The sequence below is a fragment of the Serratia sp. DFXYC6 genome (genome assembly GCF_057196085.1).
This window is the reverse complement of record NZ_JBXUNV010000001.1, coordinates 1,321,582-1,336,998: the sequence shown is the minus strand read 5'-3', so window position 1 is coordinate 1,336,998 and position 15,417 is coordinate 1,321,582. Positions and strand designations below refer to the sequence as shown.

17 protein-coding genes are annotated in these 15,417 nt (G+C 60.6%); 4 read left to right on the top strand and 13 right to left on the bottom strand.

What is annotated here, in order from left to right:
• On the top strand, window positions 1-249 hold the full coding sequence (locus AC2CGQ_RS06560) for a hypothetical protein (RefSeq protein WP_015378004.1): 249 nt from the start codon (window positions 1-3) through the stop codon (window positions 247-249).
• A gap of 161 nt (window positions 250-410) precedes the next feature.
• Here AC2CGQ_RS06560 and AC2CGQ_RS06555 read toward each other — a convergent pair whose 3' ends face one another.
• Together AC2CGQ_RS06555 and AC2CGQ_RS06550 are read right to left on the bottom strand one after the other, a co-directional pair.
• Window positions 411-2,045, bottom strand: a complete 1,635-nt coding sequence (locus AC2CGQ_RS06555; RefSeq protein ID WP_484593524.1) for a peptide ABC transporter substrate-binding protein — start codon at window positions 2,043-2,045, stop codon at window positions 411-413.
• Window positions 2,046-2,203: 158 nt separating this feature from the next.
• Window positions 2,204-2,554 carry a hypothetical protein gene (locus AC2CGQ_RS06550; protein WP_015378006.1) on the bottom strand — a complete coding sequence of 117 codons (351 nt, stop codon included), beginning with the start codon at window positions 2,552-2,554 and terminating at the stop codon, window positions 2,204-2,206.
• Between the two features lie 206 nt (window positions 2,555-2,760).
• Here AC2CGQ_RS06550 and mpaA point away from each other — a divergent pair, with 206 nt between their 5' ends.
• Window positions 2,761-3,468 carry a murein tripeptide amidase MpaA gene (gene mpaA / locus AC2CGQ_RS06545; RefSeq protein ID WP_004930517.1) on the top strand — a complete coding sequence of 236 codons (708 nt, stop codon included), beginning with the start codon at window positions 2,761-2,763 and terminating at the stop codon, window positions 3,466-3,468.
• Between the two features lie 3 nt (window positions 3,469-3,471).
• Here the strand turns inward: mpaA and ycjG are convergent, their stop codons facing one another.
• On the bottom strand, window positions 3,472-4,446 hold the full coding sequence (gene ycjG, locus AC2CGQ_RS06540; RefSeq protein ID WP_166445159.1) for an L-Ala-D/L-Glu epimerase: 975 nt from the start codon (window positions 4,444-4,446) through the stop codon (window positions 3,472-3,474).
• 225 nt (window positions 4,447-4,671) lie between these two features.
• Here ycjG and tpx point away from each other — a divergent pair, with 225 nt between their 5' ends.
• Entirely contained in the window at window positions 4,672-5,175 is a 504-nt protein-coding gene (gene tpx, locus AC2CGQ_RS06535; protein ID WP_076741187.1) for a thiol peroxidase, read from the top strand.
• 57 nt (window positions 5,176-5,232) lie between these two features.
• Here tpx and tyrR read toward each other — a convergent pair whose 3' ends face one another.
• The 7 genes from tyrR to pspA all read right to left on the bottom strand — a co-directional run bounded on the left by tyrR (window position 5,233) and on the right by pspA (window position 11,230).
• A complete protein-coding gene (gene tyrR / locus AC2CGQ_RS06530) occupies window positions 5,233-6,804 on the bottom strand; it encodes a transcriptional regulator TyrR (protein WP_015378008.1) in 1,572 nt (523 codons plus the stop codon).
• Window positions 6,805-7,117: 313 nt separating this feature from the next.
• The gene (locus AC2CGQ_RS06525) at window positions 7,118-8,179 is read right to left on the bottom strand and encodes a YcjF family protein (RefSeq protein ID WP_015378009.1); all 1,062 of its coding nucleotides are present in this window, start codon (window positions 8,177-8,179) and stop codon (window positions 7,118-7,120) included.
• The gene (locus AC2CGQ_RS06520; RefSeq protein WP_484593523.1) at window positions 8,176-9,573 is read right to left on the bottom strand and encodes a YcjX family GTP-binding protein; all 1,398 of its coding nucleotides are present in this window, start codon (window positions 9,571-9,573) and stop codon (window positions 8,176-8,178) included. Before AC2CGQ_RS06520 ends, AC2CGQ_RS06525 begins: the two co-directional genes overlap by 4 nt.
• Complete coding sequence (gene pspD / locus AC2CGQ_RS06515; RefSeq protein ID WP_031299672.1) at window positions 9,554-9,820, bottom strand: phage shock protein PspD; 267 nt, start codon at window positions 9,818-9,820, stop codon at window positions 9,554-9,556. The genes AC2CGQ_RS06520 and pspD overlap by 20 nt, the downstream gene beginning before the upstream one ends.
• Window positions 9,821-9,914: 94 nt before the next feature.
• Complete coding sequence (gene pspC, locus AC2CGQ_RS06510; protein ID WP_015378011.1) at window positions 9,915-10,274, bottom strand: envelope stress response membrane protein PspC; 360 nt, start codon at window positions 10,272-10,274, stop codon at window positions 9,915-9,917.
• Entirely contained in the window at window positions 10,274-10,501 is a 228-nt protein-coding gene (gene pspB, locus AC2CGQ_RS06505) for an envelope stress response membrane protein PspB (RefSeq protein WP_004930553.1), read from the bottom strand. Before pspB ends, pspC begins: the two co-directional genes overlap by 1 nt.
• Before the next feature lie 63 nt (window positions 10,502-10,564).
• Window positions 10,565-11,230: a phage shock protein PspA gene (gene pspA / locus AC2CGQ_RS06500; RefSeq protein WP_004930555.1), complete on the bottom strand. Its 666-nt coding sequence runs from the start codon at window positions 11,228-11,230 to the stop codon at window positions 10,565-10,567.
• Window positions 11,231-11,414: 184 nt separating this feature from the next.
• Between pspA and pspF the strand changes: the two genes are divergently transcribed.
• A complete protein-coding gene (gene pspF, locus AC2CGQ_RS06495; protein ID WP_044031138.1) occupies window positions 11,415-12,422 on the top strand; it encodes a phage shock protein operon transcriptional activator in 1,008 nt (335 codons plus the stop codon).
• Between the two features lie 193 nt (window positions 12,423-12,615).
• Here the strand turns inward: pspF and zigA are convergent, their stop codons facing one another.
• Genes zigA through folE2 form a run of 3 tightly spaced genes read right to left on the bottom strand, consistent with a single transcriptional unit; the run spans window position 12,616 to window position 15,290 of the window.
• Entirely contained in the window at window positions 12,616-13,803 is a 1,188-nt protein-coding gene (gene zigA / locus AC2CGQ_RS06490) for a zinc metallochaperone GTPase ZigA (RefSeq protein WP_380691610.1), read from the bottom strand.
• A gap of 10 nt (window positions 13,804-13,813) precedes the next feature.
• Window positions 13,814-14,374, bottom strand: coding sequence for an LbetaH domain-containing protein (locus AC2CGQ_RS06485; RefSeq protein ID WP_015378014.1), 561 nt, complete (start codon window positions 14,372-14,374; stop codon window positions 13,814-13,816).
• Complete coding sequence (gene folE2, locus AC2CGQ_RS06480) at window positions 14,364-15,290, bottom strand: GTP cyclohydrolase FolE2 (RefSeq protein WP_160125532.1); 927 nt, start codon at window positions 15,288-15,290, stop codon at window positions 14,364-14,366. Before folE2 ends, AC2CGQ_RS06485 begins: the two co-directional genes overlap by 11 nt.
• Between the last annotated feature and the right edge of the window lie 127 nt (window positions 15,291-15,417).

The window sequence follows — 15,417 nt, the reverse complement described above, 5'->3', positions numbered from 1 at the left end:
ATGTTACGCGACCATTTAAAAATAAGCGCCAGCGATACGCTGGAAAAAATCAGCAATATTCATTTGCAAAACCAGGGCCAGGAAGAGATCAGTGAGTTCGTGGTGAAAAACGCCGCCGGCCTGCAGATTGGCAAGGTCTCCGTCCACGATCGTTTCAGTACCCGCCGTTCTTATCCCACCAGCTACCGCATTACTCAGACCGATATGAGCGGCCGCGTAGTGGTGGACGCCATGCGGGACTGTCTGTAAGCGTAACCGCGCTCTGAAATAGACAATATTAATGTGATGATGGCAACCCTGTTTATTATTAAACGGGGTTTGTCGCGTGGAAAAATTAATTAGCCTCGTGGTTTCGCCGCCGAAAAAAAAATACCGCCCCCGCATTGCGTGGGGGCGATAAATAAGCCCACTCAGTGTTTGATGATATACATCATTTGGCTATAGGCCACGTCTTCCGGATTGGTGATCGGGTAGCCTTTTACCCACGGTTTGATCAGGCGGCCATTGGTGTATTGATATATCGGCGCGATCGGCGCCTGATCGGCAATGATCTGTTCCATCTTGTTGTAATCGGCGGTCACCGCCGCCGGGTTGGTTTCCCGCCCCGCCTGCGCCAGCAGCTTGTCGTAGTCCGCATTCTTGAACTTGGCGATATTGCCGCTGTGGGTGGAGGTCAGCAGCGACAGGAAGGTCGACGCCTCGTTATAGTCACCCACCCAGGAGGCGCGGATCACATCGAAATTGCCGGTATTGCGGCTGTCGATGTAAGTTTTCCACTCCTGATTCTGCAGCTTGACGTCAATACCGAGCTTTTTCTTCCACATCGAGGCCACGGCGATGGCGATCTTCTGGTGGCTTTCCGAGGTGTTATACAGCAGCGTCAGCTTCAGCGGGTTGTTCGGGCCGTAACCGGCCGCCTGCAGCAACGCCTTGGCCTGCGCGTCCAGCTCCGCCTGCGATTGCTGTTGCAGCAAGCTCGCTTCCGGTTTGAACCCGGCGGTCACGTCCGGCGTAAAGTGGTAGGCCGGTTTTTCGCCGGTGCCCAACACTTTTTCCGCGATAATCTTGCGATCGATGGCGTAGGACAAGGCCTGACGCACCCGCACGTCGTTGGTCGGCGCACGCTGGGTGTTGAACGCGTAATAATAGGTGCCGAGCTGATCCGGGGTGTACACCTGACCCGGGATGTCTTTCAGCAGCTTCTGATACATATTTTTCGGGAAGGATTCGGTGATGTCGATGTCACCCGCCAGGTAACGCTTGGTGGCGTTGGATTCCTGGTTGATCGGCACGAAGGTCACTTTGGTCAGCACGGTGCGCGCATGATCCCAGTAATGGTCGTTAGGCGTCAGCACCAGCTTCTCGTTCACCACCCGCTCCTGCAGTTTGAACGCGCCGTTGCCCACCAGATTGCCGACCTTGGTCCAGTCGTTGCCGTATTTTTCCACCACCGCCTTGTTCACCGGGAACAGGCTGAAGTTGGCCGTCAGGCTGACGAAGTACGGCACCGGCTTATCCAACTGCACCTTGAGCGTGTAGTCATCCGGCGCCGATACGCCCAAGCGATCGGCAGGCAGTTTGCCGCTGATGATCTGCTCGGCGTTCTGGATCCCCGCCAGCTGCGCGAACCAGGCGAACGGCGACAGATTTTTCGGTTCTACCAGCCGCTGCCAGCTGTAGACGAAGTCTTTTGCCGTGACAGGGTCACCGTTTGACCAACGCGCGTCTTTACGCAGATGGAAAATATAAGTCTGGTTGTCGCTGGTCTGCCAGCGGGTGGCGACGCCGGGGATCACTTTGCCGTTGGCGTCCTGATTGACCAGCCCTTCGAACAGATCGCGCGCCAGCTGCGCCTCCGGCAAGCCAACCGCTTTGATCGGATCGAGCGAGGCCGGTTCGTCTTTAATGTGGCGCACGATTTCCTGTTTGTCCGCCAGCGCGGTGCCCGGGGGAACCTGCGCCGCCATGGCGCTGCTCATACAGGCGCCGATCGCCGCCGCGCAGAGCGCCAAACGAAAACCCCGTTGCATTTTTTTTCCCGTCATTATGATTTGTCCCCCGTTAACCATCTGAATTTTTTATCATATAGCACAAGATCCATCCGGCCTAGAGCCCGCAGGCGAGAAGTTGCAAAAAGTGCGATTCAGGCGATAAAAAACCCGTGCGGCGCAGGGCGGCACGGGTGGGATTGCGGCAGCGACCGTCAGTCGTACAGGTGGATGCTGTTGATGCGGTAGCTGAACTCTTCGCCCTCTTCTTCATCGAACACGGTGAAAAAGCCTTTCTCAGCCAGCGGACGAGCCGAGATATCGGTTTTTTGCAGCTGACGCGCATCCGCGTCGTCGTAGCCGTAGTCGAGATAGAAGGCATCTTTCTGGTAATCGATATGCAGGGTGAACGGATAGTTCGATTCGTCCCCGCGCCCGTCGTCGTTTTTCACCACGCCGAACCATTCCCCCTGGCGGATCTGGTTTTCAGCGTCTACGCCGCACAGCAGCGTAATGGTGTCATTTTCATTTTCGCTATAGCTGGCGATGATTCTGGCTACTGGCATGTTAAATCCTCTTGCGGGTGATTGGCTTAGCTCTGCCGTTAGTATAACAACAGCCTCAGGCCAGGTGCGGTTTAATTGGCGTTTTCGCCGCTACCGCATCACAGATCGCGCAAACGCCGCACAATTGCGATGGGAAAGATGTCTCAAAGCGTAATACACTGAATAAAATGACAATGACTCTCGGCCTTTAACTCAGGGACAACACCATGACCGAACATCGACCGCGCAGTGAACGTGGCCAGTTGGCCATCGCAGGAGAGAACTACGGCAGCTCGCTGCTGGGCGCGCCGCTGCTCTATTTCCCGGCGGCGGTCAGCGGCCCGCAGACCGGGCTGATCATCGCCGGCACCCACGGCGATGAGAGCGCCGCCATCGTAACCCTGTCCTGCGCGTTGCGCAGCATCGCCCCCGAACAGTTGCGCCACCACGTGGTGCTGGCGGTCAACCCCGACGGCTGCCAGCTGGGGCTGCGCGCCAATGCCAACGGCGTCGATCTGAACCGCAACTTCCCGGCCGCCAACTGGCGCTCCGGCGACACCGTCTATCGCTGGAACAGCGCGGCGCCGGTGCGCGACGTCAGGCTCTCCACCGGCGGGCGCCCCGGCTCCGAACCGGAAACCCAGGCGCTGTGTCATCTGATCCATCGCCTGAAGCCGCATTGGGTGGTGTCGTTCCATGAGCCGCTGGCCTGCATTGAAGATCCCGCCAGCTCGCGGCTCGGCGTTTGGCTGTCGCACAAGTTCGAGCTGCCGCTGGTGACCAGCGTCGGTTATGAAACGCCCGGCTCGTTCGGCAGCTGGTGCGCGGATCTGTCGCTGCCCTGCATCACCGCCGAATTCCCGCCGATCTCCGCCGATGCCGCCAGCGAGCGTTACATCGACGCGATGACCGAGCTGTTGACCTACCCGGATTAATCCCTACGGGGCGATATCGACGATCGCCCCGCATTCGAACGCCAGGCCCGGTTCAGCGTCTCGCGCCAGCCAGGTCGGGCCGTCCAGATCGACGAAGCGCGCCGCCGGCGCCAGCGGCAAGGCGGCGGATATCGCCCGCGACGTACACAACATGCAGCCGAGCATGATGGCGAACCCTTGTTCGCGCGCGGCCTGCGCCAGCGCCAACGCCTCGGTCAAGCCGCCGGTTTTGTCCAGTTTGATGTTGACCATCTGGTAGCGTTGCGCCAGCCGCGGCAGATCGGCCCGGGTGTGGCAGCTCTCATCGGCGCAGATCGGCAGCGGATGGATAAAGTGCTCCAGTGCGGCGTCGTCACCGGCCGGCAGCGGCTGCTCCAGCATCGCCACGCCAAGATCGGCCAGCAGCTGGCAGCGCGCCGCCAGCCCTTCCGCCTGCCAGGATTCATTGGCGTCGACGATCAGCGTCGCCTGCGGCACCGCGGCGCGGATCGCCACCAGCCGCTCGCTGATATAGTGATCGTCGAGTTTGATCTTCAGCAGCGTGGCGCCCTGCCTCTCCAGCTCACGCGCGGCGAAGGCCATCGCTTCCGGCGTGCCGATGCTGACGGTCTGCGCCATGCGGATCTGCGCCGGCGCCGTCACGCCGCTGCGCTGCCACAGGCTCTGCCCGTGCAGACGACACTCCAGATCCCACAGCGCCGAGTCCAACGCGTTGCGGGCCGCGCCCGCCGGCATCTGCGTCAGCAGCTGCTCGCGGGTGATGCCCTGCGCGATCGCCGGCGCCATCTCAGCCAGCTGCGCCATCACCGATTCCTCGCTCTCGCCATAGCGCGGATACGGCGTGCATTCGCCGACGCCGCGCACGCCCTGCTGTTCGATTTCGACCACCACCACCCTGGCTTCGGTGCGGCTGCCGCGCGCGATCACGAAGGCGGTGTGCAGCGGCCAGGCTTCCGGGTAAAAACGCATGTCTCTCATAACGGCTCCTGAGCGAAAACTGCGCATCCAGGCAGGCTGATGCGCCGGTGATGTTTTATAGAACAGCCTAATATATACAACTATTTAGCAAACTTTGATATCCAATCCGCCCCGCTTGTCATAAACTGGCGCCAGGGTGTGAACCTGATGTTAACAGCCGTCGCCGGCGCGCCGTTCCATCAGGTTCATACCCTTTGTATAAACACCTGTAAAAGGAATCTAGCAATGACTCAGACAGTACATTTTCAAGGCAATCCGGTCAGCGTAGCGGGCAAACTGCCACAGCAGGGCGAACAGGCCAAGGCCTTCTCGCTGGTTGCCAAAGACCTGTCAGACGTAGCGCTGAGCAGCTTCGCGGGTAAACGCAAAGTCCTGAACATCTTCCCAAGCATCGATACCGGCGTCTGCGCGACGTCGGTGCGTAAATTCAACCAGTTGGCCAGCGGCCTGGATAACACCGTGGTACTGTGCATCTCCTCCGATCTGCCGTTCGCCCAGTCTCGTTTCTGCGGCGCGGAAGGCCTGAGCAACGTGATCACCCTGTCCACCCTGCGCGGCGCCGAGTTCAAACAGGCATACGGCGTTGAAATCGCCGAAGGTCCATTGGCGGGCCTGACCGCGCGTGCGGTCGTGGTGCTGGATGGCCAGGACAACGTGCTGTACAGCGAGCTGGTGAACGAAATCACCACCGAGCCGGATTACGACGCGGCGCTGGCAGCGCTGAAATAACAAAGCCGGCGTTCGCCGGCTTTGGAAACACGCAAAAGGCGCCGCAAGGCGCCTTTCTTATTCTTCGCCCTCGGCGCCGCCTTTACGGCTGCTCAGGCCATACTCGCGCAGCTTGTTGGCGATGGCGGTATGGGAAACGCCCAGGCGCTTCGCCAGCTTGCGGGTGCTGGGATAGGTGCGATACAGGCGCGTCAGCACCGAGCGCTCGAAACGCTTGCTGATGTCGTCCAGCGAGCCGTCCAGCACCTCGTCGCCCAACGACATCTCCACCTCGAACTCCGGCAACACGATATCCTGCGGCCGCAGTTCGTAGCCTTCGGTTTGCGTCAGCGCGCGGTAGATGGCGTTTTTCAGCTGGCGCACGTTGCCCGGCCAGCCGTATTTGCTGAGGAAGCCGCCCAGATCGTTCGCCAGCTTGGGCCGCGCCACGCCCTGCTCATCGGCGAAGCGCGCCACGAACAGCTCGGTCAGTGGCATGATGTCCTGCGGACGTTCGCGCAGCGGCGGGATGGTGATGGTCAGCACGTTGAGGCGATAATAGAGGTCTTCGCGGAATTCGCCGCGCTGCACCAGCTCGGTGAGGTTTTTCTGGGTGGCGCAGATCACGCGCACGTCGACGTGCACCTCATGCTCCTCGCCGACCCGGCGGAACGTGCCGTCATTGAGAAAACGCAACAGTTTGGTCTGCATGCGCGGCGACATTTCGCCGATCTCATCCAGCAGCACCGAACCGCCGTTGGCCTGCTCGAAGAAGCCCTTTTTGCCTTCCAGCGCGTTGGGATAAGCGCCCGGCGCATGGCCGAACAGCTCGCTCTCCACCACGTCATCCGGCAGCGCGGCGCAGTTCAGCGCCAGGAACGGCTGTTTGCCGCGCGGGCTGCGCAGGTGGCAGGCGCGGGCCAGAATATCCTTGCCGGTGCCGGTATCGCCCACGATCAGCAGCGGCGCATCGAGCATCGCCAGCTTGCGCGCCTGCTCCAGCACGTGACGCATCTTGGCGCTCACCGCGACGATGTGGTCGAATTCGGTATCGTCGTTCACCGACAGATTTTGCAGTTGGCGGCCCATGCGCGCGGTGGACTTCAACATCACCACCGCGCCAACCGCGGCCGGCTGTTGCTGTTCGTCCTCCAGATAGATAGGCGTAATGTCCATCAGGAAGTCCTGGCTGCGGATCACCACCCGTTCTGAGTGCGGCGCCGTATGCTCGCTCTCCAGCCAGCGGCTGAAGTTATAGCCGCCGATCAGCGCCCCGGCGGTCTGGTTGCGGATCTTGTCTTCGCTCAGGCTGAACAGCGCCAGCGCCGCCGGGTTGGCCAGCTCGACCTTGCCCTTCATATCGATAGAGAACACCGGCTCCGGCATCGACTCCAGCAGCGCACGCAGCGCGCGATGCTCGCGTTCGGAAGGCATAAAGCTGACGGTGCGCACGTCGGTTACGCCGGCGATGCGGCGGATCTCCGCCATCAACGCGCGGAAAGTATCGAAGTCCAGCTGGGAGAAATTGAGGTAAATGCGGCCGATGGGATCGATCTCGATGCCACGTAAGTCAATGCTGCGCGATACCAAAAGATCGAGTAATTCTCGAGTGAGACCGAGGCGGTCTTCGCAAAATACTTCCAAACGCATCAGTGTTGGCCTTATCTCTGCAAGTGCGGGGATCGTTAGCGATGATGATACTCCCTCGCACCGGGCGGTAGAAGCGATCTGTCAGCAAAAGTTGACAGAACTCTGATTTATTGCCGTGGTTGCTGATTTTAAACGCAAGTGAATAACAGCATCGGCGTCATTTTAGCCTGCAAACAGAGAGTTATCACAATCATAATTAATTTTTCAGAGATTTATCACGCAATCACAGGGGGATCGACTGTCGTCAAGTCTCGATTACGTCCGGCGTCGGCACCGCTCATAAAACGGCGCTCCTGAGAGCGCCGTCGTGGGGTTATTTGGCCTTGCCGTCGCCCTTTTTCAGCGTATCTTTCAACTGGCCGATCAGCTGGCTGCGGAAATCGCCAAGCTTCGGTTTTTCCCCTTCCAGCCACGGCAGCGGGCGGCACAGTTCCATCGCCTTGATGCCCAGCCGCGCGGTCAACAGCCCGGCGCCAATGCCCTGCGCCGCGCGCGCCGACAGCCGCGCCGCCAGATCCTGCGACATCCAGTCCATCCCCACTTCGCGCACCAGCTCGGAAGCGCCGGCGAAGGCGATATTGAGCAGCACCAGCCGGAACAAACGAATGCGGCTGAAGTAACCCAGTTCGATGCCGTACAGCGCGGCGATGCGGTTAATCAAACGGATGTTGCGCCAGGCGATAAACGCCATATCCACCAGCGCCAACGGGCTGACGGCAATCATCAGCGTCGATTCGGCGGCGGAGCGGCTGATTTCGCGCCGCGCCTGATTGTCGAGCACCGGCTGCACCAGTTTGGCGTACAGCTCCACCACTTCACGATCGTTTTGCGTTTCATGCAGCGAGGCCTGCCAGCGCTGCAGCGCCGGATGCCCCTGATCCAGCCCGGCCTGGCGCGCCAACTTCTCGCAGAATTCGCGCCCTTGCCCCAGCCCGTGGCTGTGCAACAGCTCGCGCGCCACGTCGCGCTCTTCCGCGCGCTGGCGCAGCCGATACAAACGCCGCCACTCGGTGACCACCGAACCGACGCCAGCGAACACGATCAGGCCGCCGGCCACGCCGCCGCCCATGGCGATCCAGTCCTGCTGCACCCAGGCGGTATGCACCCACTGCACGCCCTGCGCCACCACGCTGACGCCGAACAGCGCCAGCCCGGCGGTCACCATTTTGCGCCACAGGCTGCGTTTAGGTTTCAGCGCGGCGTTAATGATGCCTTCGGCGCGCCCTTCCTCCTCTTCCTGCTGCAGCTCCGGCGCCGCCGGAAAGAAGCTCTCCGCCTGCTCGGCGTCGAAAGCGACGCCGGCGCGCAACGCCGGTTCCTGCGGCGGCTGCAGCGGCTCGTCAAAATCGATACGCGGTTTGATCGGCTCGCTCATCGCAATTTGTCTCCCAGTAAAAATTCCATCACCGCATCCAGGCGGATGTGCGGCAACGGGGTGTCCACGCTCATGGCGCGCGGACGAAATTCATCGAAGTGGAACCCCTGGCTCTGCCAGAACGCCGGCCCCGGCAGGCGGGCGGGCACTTCGCCGGGGAACACCGTCAGCGGCGCGCCGTCGCTGAGGCGGTTGCCCTTCAGCGCCGGGATACGCTGCCCCTGATGATCGACGATGCCGCTCTCGGTCGCCTGCACCGAGGCCAGGCCGACGCAATCCATGCTGATGCCTTCGAACGCCGCATTCTGCCACGCCTCTTGCACCAGCTGTTGCAGCAAGGACACCAGATTGGCGTGCTGATCGGCGGTGATATGGTCCGCTTTGGTGGCGGCGAACATCAGTTTGTCGATGGTCGGCGAGAACAAGCGGCGAAACAGCGTGCGCTTGCCGTAATGGAAGCTCTGCATCAGTTGGGTCAACGCCAGACGCATGTCGTTGAACGCCTGCGGGCCGCTGTTGAGCGGCTGCAGGCAGTCGACCAGCACGATTTGCCGATCGAAACGGACGAAATGCTCTTTGTAGAAGTTCTTGACGATCGACTGGCAGTAGTAATTGAAGCGAGCGTGCAACATGCCGATGTTGGTATGCTTGTCGGCCTGCGCCAGCTTCGACTCGCCGATCGCGGCCACGTCAGGCCACGGGAAAAACTGCAGCGCCGGCGCGCCGGCCATGTCGCCCGGCAGCACGAAACGCCCCGGCTGAATGAAGTGCAGCCCTTCACTTTTGCAGCGCAGCAGATAATCGGTGTAGGCCTGGGCGATCGCCGCCAGGCGGTTTTCGTCGGCCGGCGCCAGCGGATCGCAGGTTTTGCATAGGTCAAGCCAGGGCTTGGCCCATTCGGCGCGTTCGCCCTGCAGCAGCCCGGTCATCTGGCGCGACCAGGCCAGGTAATCCTGTTCGAGCATCGGCAGATCCAGCAACCATTCGCCGGGATAATCGACGATCTCCAGGTACAGCGTGGAGGTGTCTTTAAAGTGGCGCAGCAGCGAGTCGTTGGAGCGGTAGCGCAACGCCAGACGAATTTCGCTGACGCCGCGCGTCGGCGTCGGCCAGGCCGGCGGCGTGCCGTACAGCTGCGCCAGCCCTTCGTCATAGGTGAAACGCTGGATGCCGAGATCGCGCTGCGGGATACGTTTAACGCCCAGCAGGCGTTCTTCGCGCACCGGTGAAAACAACGGCATGCGCGCGCCGCTGTGCACATGCAGCAGTTGGTTAACGAAAGCGGTGATAAAGGCGGTTTTGCCGCTGCGGCTCAGGCCGGTCACCGCCAGGCGCAGATGGCGATCCATTCCGCGGTTGACCAGCGAGGTTAACTCATTTTGCAGTCGTTTCATTGCTCTCCTTGACGTAACGCCCGAAAGCCTTGTTCAGGCCTTTACGGAACAGCGGTTCCAGCACCAGCGCCAGCACGAAGCGCACCGGTTTGCGGCCGACGGTTTTCAACAGCCAGCCGGCAGCGCCCGCCGGGCCATAGTTCAATAACGCTATGATGATGACTTTAGCCAATGTCTTCAACATTGCCGCCGCTCCTCGTTTAAATCCACCCGTTCTGGCGGTGTTCGCGACATCGATTTTATTCATGACAATGCCCTCCGGCACAAGACGATTAAGGTTATTCACGGGATAACGGCGGCGAAGATGCCCGGCCTGCGCAGGCCGGGTCTCGCAAGAAGGGTTACAGCTTGCGGAAACGGCTCTGTACGCCGAAGGTGTCGGACGTCACGTAACGCTCGACCTGACGCAGCTGCTGCTCGCCGCTGCCCAGCTCATATTCCAGCTGATCGAGCAGCTGGCGCGGCGTCTTCTGATGCTCGCCTTCGAAGCGGCTGGCCGGCGCCTCGTCCAACACGAACACCAGCGCGATATAGGCCACCAGCGTGAAGAAGAACAGCCCAAAGAACAGCGACAACACCACCATCACGCGGATCAGGCGCACCGGCACGTCGAAATAGTGGGCCAAACCGGCGCAGACGCCTTTCACCATGCCTTCTTCGGGTACGCGATAAAGCTTTTTACTGCCCAGCGTATTACTCATCAGGACTGTCTCCAGTTCGGGTGTTCCGCATCAAGGATCTCTTCCAGCGCCTGAATGCGTTCACGCATGCGTTTGGCGTCTTCCGCCAGCTGCGCCAGGCGCTGCATTTCTTGCTGACTCAGCTGGATGCCAGTCTGTTGCCGATTGCTGTAATGCAGCCAAAGCCAAATCGGCGCGACAAACAGCACGAAAATTGTCAGCGGAATGGCAAGTAATAAAGCACTCATTGTTATTCCTTCTTATCGGGTCCTGGATTGGCGGCCACCTCCGGTGTGTGGCCGCGGTTCGCCTTACTCTGAGCGGTTCATCTTGGCTTTCAGCGCCGCCAGCTGCTCACTGATGGCGTCGTCGGCTTTCAGCTCGGCAAACTCCTGGTCCAGCGACTTCTTTTTACCGATGCTGATGCTTTCCGCTTCGGCTTCCATGTGGTCGATGCGGCGTTCGAACTGTTCGAAACGCGCCATCGCCTCGTCCAGCTTGCCGCTGTCGAGCTGGCGACGTACTTCACGGGAAGAAGACGCGGCCTGATGACGCAGCGCCAGCGCCTGCTGCCGCGCGCGGGTTTCGGTCAGCTTGTTTTCCAGCTCGCCGATTTCGCTCTTCATGCGCGCCAGCGTTTCTTCTACGGTCGCCACTTCCTGCGTCAGCGTGGCGATCAGGTCGGCAACCTTTTGTTTTTCGATCAGCGCCGCGCGGGCCAAGTCTTCTTTATCTTTGCGCAGCGCCAGTTCGGCTTTTTCCTGCCAGTCGCTGACCTGGCTTTCGCCCTGCTCGATGCGACGCAGCAACTGCTTTTTCTCCGCCAGCGCGCGCGCCGACGTAGAACGGACTTCAACCAGCGTGTCTTCCATCTCTTGGATCATCAACCGCACCAGCTTCTGCGGATCTTCCGCCTTGTCCAGCAGGGTGTTGATGTTGGCGTTCACGATGTCGGCAAAACGAGAAAAAATACCCATAATTCACTTCCTCTTGGTTCTGATGGCGTCTGAAGCGCCGCGTTAAGTCGTACAGCTTGCCCAAAGAGATAATCAAAACCCGTGCCAACTTTTATACCATTGAAAAACAACAACTCTTTATTTTTGACTCTCTGCGCGCTTGCTGTAGAGTGATTATTTTCACCAAACATTGGCGAATTTCATCATGAACGAACAGCCAGAAAATTTGTTGGGCGAAGCAAACGCCTTTGTCGAAGTATTGGAGCAAGTCTCCCAGGTGGCAAAGCTGAACAAACCGGTGCTGGTGATCGGCGAACGCGGCACCGGCAAAGAGCTGATCGCCCATCGTCTGCACTACCTCTCCAACCGTTGGCAAGGGCCGTTCATCTCGCTCAACTGTGCGGCGCTGAATGAAAACCTGCTGGACTCCGAGCTGTTCGGCCACGAGGCCGGCGCCTTTACCGGCGCGCAGAAACGTCATCTGGGCCGCTTCGAGCGCGCCGACGGCGGCACGCTGTTCCTCGATGAGCTGGCGACCGCGCCGATGCTGGTGCAGGAGAAATTGCTGCGGGTGATCGAATACGGTCAGCTGGAACGCGTGGGCGGCAGCCAGCCGCTGCGGGTGGATGTGCGGTTGGTGTGCGCCACCAACGACGATCTGCCGGCGCTGGCGGCGGCGGGCAAGTTTCGCGCCGATCTGCTGGATCGGCTGGCGTTCGACGTGGTGCAGCTGCCGCCGCTGCGCCAACGCCGGCCCGATATCATGTTGCTGGCCGAGCACTTCGCCATTCAAATGTGCCGCGAGCTGGGGCTGCCGCTGTTTCCCGGCTTTACCGAACGCGCCAGGCAGACGTTGCTCGAGTATGGCTGGCCAGGCAACGTGCGTGAACTGAAAAACGTGGTGGAACGTTCGGTCTATCGTCACGGCGACAGCGACAACCCGCTGGATGAGATCGTCATCAACCCGTTTGCACCACGCGAGGCCACGCCGCTTGCGCCCGCCCCTGAAGGCGTCGGCGTGTTGCCGTCGCTGCCGCTCGAGCTGAAAAACTGGCAGTTGGAGCAAGAGAAGGCGCTGATCGAGGCGGCGCTGCAGCAAGGGCGATTCAACCAGCGCAAGGCGGCGCAGTTGCTGGGGCTCACCTACCATCAGCTACGCGGTATGCTGAAAAAGCATGCGCTGCTGCAAAACGGCGAAACGGACGAGGAATAGCGGGCAAAAAAAAAGCCAGCACCCGAGCTGGCTTAAAAAACACTGGAAGCAATGTGAGCAATGTCGTGCCTTCCACATCAGAGCCGCAAACTGTGGCCTTCCGTGAACTGCCAGGCGATGATAATAGTTATCAGTATCGTCTGTAAAGCACTTTGTTGAGAATTTTTCTCATTACCACACGAAGATTGCGCAATTACCACTCAGGGAACGGGTCTGCCATCTCCAGCCAATAGTCCACGCCGGCGGCCATTTCGTCGTCGTTCAGCAGGCAGTCGTCCAGCAGACGCACGATCGCCGCCTGTTGCAAGTGCTGGCCGATAAACACCAGCTCCTGGCGCATGTCGCCGAACGGCTCCACCCATTTCTCCTGAATATGCGCCCGCGTTTGCGGATCCTGCGGCCAATTATCTTGCGGGATCGCGCGCCAAAAGGTGCCCGCCAGGCCGTAATGGGCGATGCCGCCAGCCTGGCTCCACTGCCCGGCCTGCCGCGGCCGCGTCGCCAGCCAGAAGAAGCCTTTCGAGCGCAGCAGCTTGCCGCCGCCCCAATCGCCGTTGATCACGCGGTAGAACTTGTCCGGCGCAAACGGCCGCCGCGCCTGATAGACAAAGCTGCTGATGCCGTAGCTTTCCGTTTCCGGCACGTGTTCGCCGCGCAGCTCTTTCAGCCAGCCGGGCGCCTGCTGCGCCTTTTCAAAGCTGAAGCTGCCGGTATTCAGCACCGCCTCCAGCGGCAGTTTGCCCGGCGCGATCGGCACAATGCGGGCGTCGGGATTCAGGCTGGCCAGCAGCGCCATCACTTCGCCCTGCTGCGTTGGCGTCAACAGATCGGTCTTGCTGACCAGGATCACGTCGCAAAATTCAATTTGCTCAATCAACAGGTCCGCCACGCTGCGCAGATCGTCCTCACCCAGACTTTGGCCGGCCTCCTGCAGGCTTTGCGCCTGCTGGTATTGCTGAATGAAATTCACCCCGTCGACCACCGTCACCAGCGTATCCAGCCGGGCGAATTGGGACAGGCTTTCGCCCGTTTCATCCTCAAAGGTAAAGGTTTCCGCCACCGGCAGCGGCTCCGAGATGCCACTCGATTCGATCAACAGGTAATCGAAACGCCCGTCCTGCGCCAGTTCGCGCACCGATACCAGCAGGTCTTCGCGCAGCGTGCAGCAGATGCACCCGTTGCTCATCTCCACCAGCTTCTCTTCCTGGCGATCGAGATGCACTTCATTCTCCACCAGCGCGGCGTCAATGTTCACTTCGCTCATGTCGTTGACAATCACCGCCACGCGCATGCCCTGCCGGTTGTTCAGGATATGGTTCAGCACCGTGGTCTTGCCGGTGCCGAGAAAGCCGGAAAGCACGGTCACGGGAAGTTGTTTCATGGGGACCTCATTAAAATTCATTGCGTAATGCCTGGTAACCGCGCACCAGTTCGACGTTGGTGGCGGCCACTTCTTCCGAAAACTGCAGCGCGCCGCGATCGACCTGGCGATAGCGCGACAGATCGCTGTCGGCGCCCACGCGTTCGGTCGAGGGGATATAGCGGTTTTCCGGCAGCGTCACGCCGTCCACCACCGCGTTGTAGCGCACCACGCAGCCGGACTGAACGTGGCAGTTGAACAGCACGCTGTTGAACCCGATAAACACCCGATCGCCGATGCGACACGGGCCATGGACGATGGCGCGGTGGGCGATCGAGCTGTAACGGCCGATGGTGACCGCCGCCCCGCTCTTGGAGTGGATCACCACGCCGTCCTGAATATTGGAGTGCGAGCCGATGACGATCGGCTCCATGTCGCCGGCGGCGTTCAACTCGTCGGCGCGGATCACCGCATACGGGCCGACGTAAACGAAATCTTCAACGATCACCCGGCCGCAAATAATGGCGGTGGGATCGATGTAGGCCAGCGGCGAGACCTGCGGCAGATGGCCGCTGGGATTTTTACGCAGCATGGTGTTCTCCCCGCCAGCTCAGCTCCGCCACCGCATTGTGGGCATGCAGGCTCTCCTGATGCTCGACGCGCAGCGAGAAAGCGCGGTAGTCGCACTGGCTGCGCAGCATGCGGTACAGGCGCCGCGCCGCATCCTCGCAGAACATCAGGTTCTGACCGTTAGCCAGCGCGAAGGCCTGCTCGTCGCGGCGTTTCACCAGCGTTTGCACCGGCGTGCCCAGCGCATGTTCGATGCGGTCAATCAGTTTCACCGGCTCAAACGCCCGTTCATTCTCGGGCGTTACGGTGATCCAGGCCCAGCTGCGCTGGCTGTGGGGCGTGGCCGGCATTCCCTGCTCCAACAGCCACTCGCTCACCTGCCGCTGGCTGACCCGCTCCGCCTCCTGTTCAAAATCAAACTGGAACTGTTGCTGCGCCAGCTGGCGGCTGAGCGCCGCCGAACTCGGGCAGGTGGAGGAATAAGGCACGCCGACGGTCAGCACCAGCGTCAGCGTGTCCGTCAGGGTGGCCTCGATGCGCAGCGGATAGGCTTTCCAGCCGCGCTGCGGCGACAGCAGCGCCGGGCGTGACAGCAACAGCTCGCCGCTGAGCGTCAGGCTGGCGCGATCGCTGTGTTCCGGCTGCGAAGCCAAAAAGGCCTGCAACGTTCGGCCGATGCGCTGCGGCGTCAGCTCGCCCTGCGTCAACTCGTCCAGCGCCAGATACAGCCGCGACATGTGAATGCCGCGCTCGCCCGCCGCTTCGGCGCGCAGGTTGATACCGGCGTCGACCTTCGCCATCAATGGCTTGCCGGCCAGCTCCAGCGGCAGCGCGATCCCTTGCATCCCGACCCAATCGAGCCCGACATCACTCATTTCGCCGCGCCATGCCTGAGCATCCGGCAGCGAACGGCGTGGTGGAAGTGCAACTTCGTTCATACATCCCCTTGCGTTATGGTGACTTTGCCGGGGAACGGTAACATGATTTTGTTATATTATAACATAACATGAAAAACTTTTTTCTTGCCGCTGAACGGGCTGATTAATCAAGTCGCAGAAAACTCAG

Excerpts from the sequence above, each read along its gene's own strand:
- pspF (WP_044031138.1), top strand. The coding sequence starts at position 11,415 with ATGAACGAACAGCCAGAAAATTTGTTGGGCGAAGCAAACGCCTTTGTC.
- zigA (WP_380691610.1), bottom strand. The coding sequence starts at position 13,803 with ATGAAACAACTTCCCGTGACCGTGCTTTCCGGCTTTCTCGGCACCGGC.
- AC2CGQ_RS06520 (WP_484593523.1), bottom strand. The coding sequence starts at position 9,573 with ATGAAACGACTGCAAAATGAGTTAACCTCGCTGGTCAACCGCGGAATG.
- AC2CGQ_RS06555 (WP_484593524.1), bottom strand. The coding sequence starts at position 2,045 with ATGACGGGAAAAAAAATGCAACGGGGTTTTCGTTTGGCGCTCTGCGCG.
- AC2CGQ_RS06485 (WP_015378014.1), bottom strand. The coding sequence starts at position 14,374 with ATGCTGCGTAAAAATCCCAGCGGCCATCTGCCGCAGGTCTCGCCGCTG.
- AC2CGQ_RS06525 (WP_015378009.1), bottom strand. The coding sequence starts at position 8,179 with ATGAGCGAGCCGATCAAACCGCGTATCGATTTTGACGAGCCGCTGCAG.
- mpaA (WP_004930517.1), top strand. The coding sequence starts at position 2,761 with ATGACCGAACATCGACCGCGCAGTGAACGTGGCCAGTTGGCCATCGCA.
- tpx (WP_076741187.1), top strand. The coding sequence starts at position 4,672 with ATGACTCAGACAGTACATTTTCAAGGCAATCCGGTCAGCGTAGCGGGC.
- tyrR (WP_015378008.1), bottom strand. The coding sequence starts at position 6,804 with ATGCGTTTGGAAGTATTTTGCGAAGACCGCCTCGGTCTCACTCGAGAA.
- pspD (WP_031299672.1), bottom strand. The coding sequence starts at position 9,820 with ATGAATAAAATCGATGTCGCGAACACCGCCAGAACGGGTGGATTTAAA.
- AC2CGQ_RS06560 (WP_015378004.1), top strand. The coding sequence starts at position 1 with ATGTTACGCGACCATTTAAAAATAAGCGCCAGCGATACGCTGGAAAAA.
- AC2CGQ_RS06550 (WP_015378006.1), bottom strand. The coding sequence starts at position 2,554 with ATGCCAGTAGCCAGAATCATCGCCAGCTATAGCGAAAATGAAAATGAC.
- pspA (WP_004930555.1), bottom strand. The coding sequence starts at position 11,230 with ATGGGTATTTTTTCTCGTTTTGCCGACATCGTGAACGCCAACATCAAC.
- pspB (WP_004930553.1), bottom strand. The coding sequence starts at position 10,501 with ATGAGTGCTTTATTACTTGCCATTCCGCTGACAATTTTCGTGCTGTTT.
- pspC (WP_015378011.1), bottom strand. The coding sequence starts at position 10,274 with ATGAGTAATACGCTGGGCAGTAAAAAGCTTTATCGCGTACCCGAAGAA.
- ycjG (WP_166445159.1), bottom strand. The coding sequence starts at position 4,446 with ATGAGAGACATGCGTTTTTACCCGGAAGCCTGGCCGCTGCACACCGCC.
- folE2 (WP_160125532.1), bottom strand. The coding sequence starts at position 15,290 with ATGAACGAAGTTGCACTTCCACCACGCCGTTCGCTGCCGGATGCTCAG.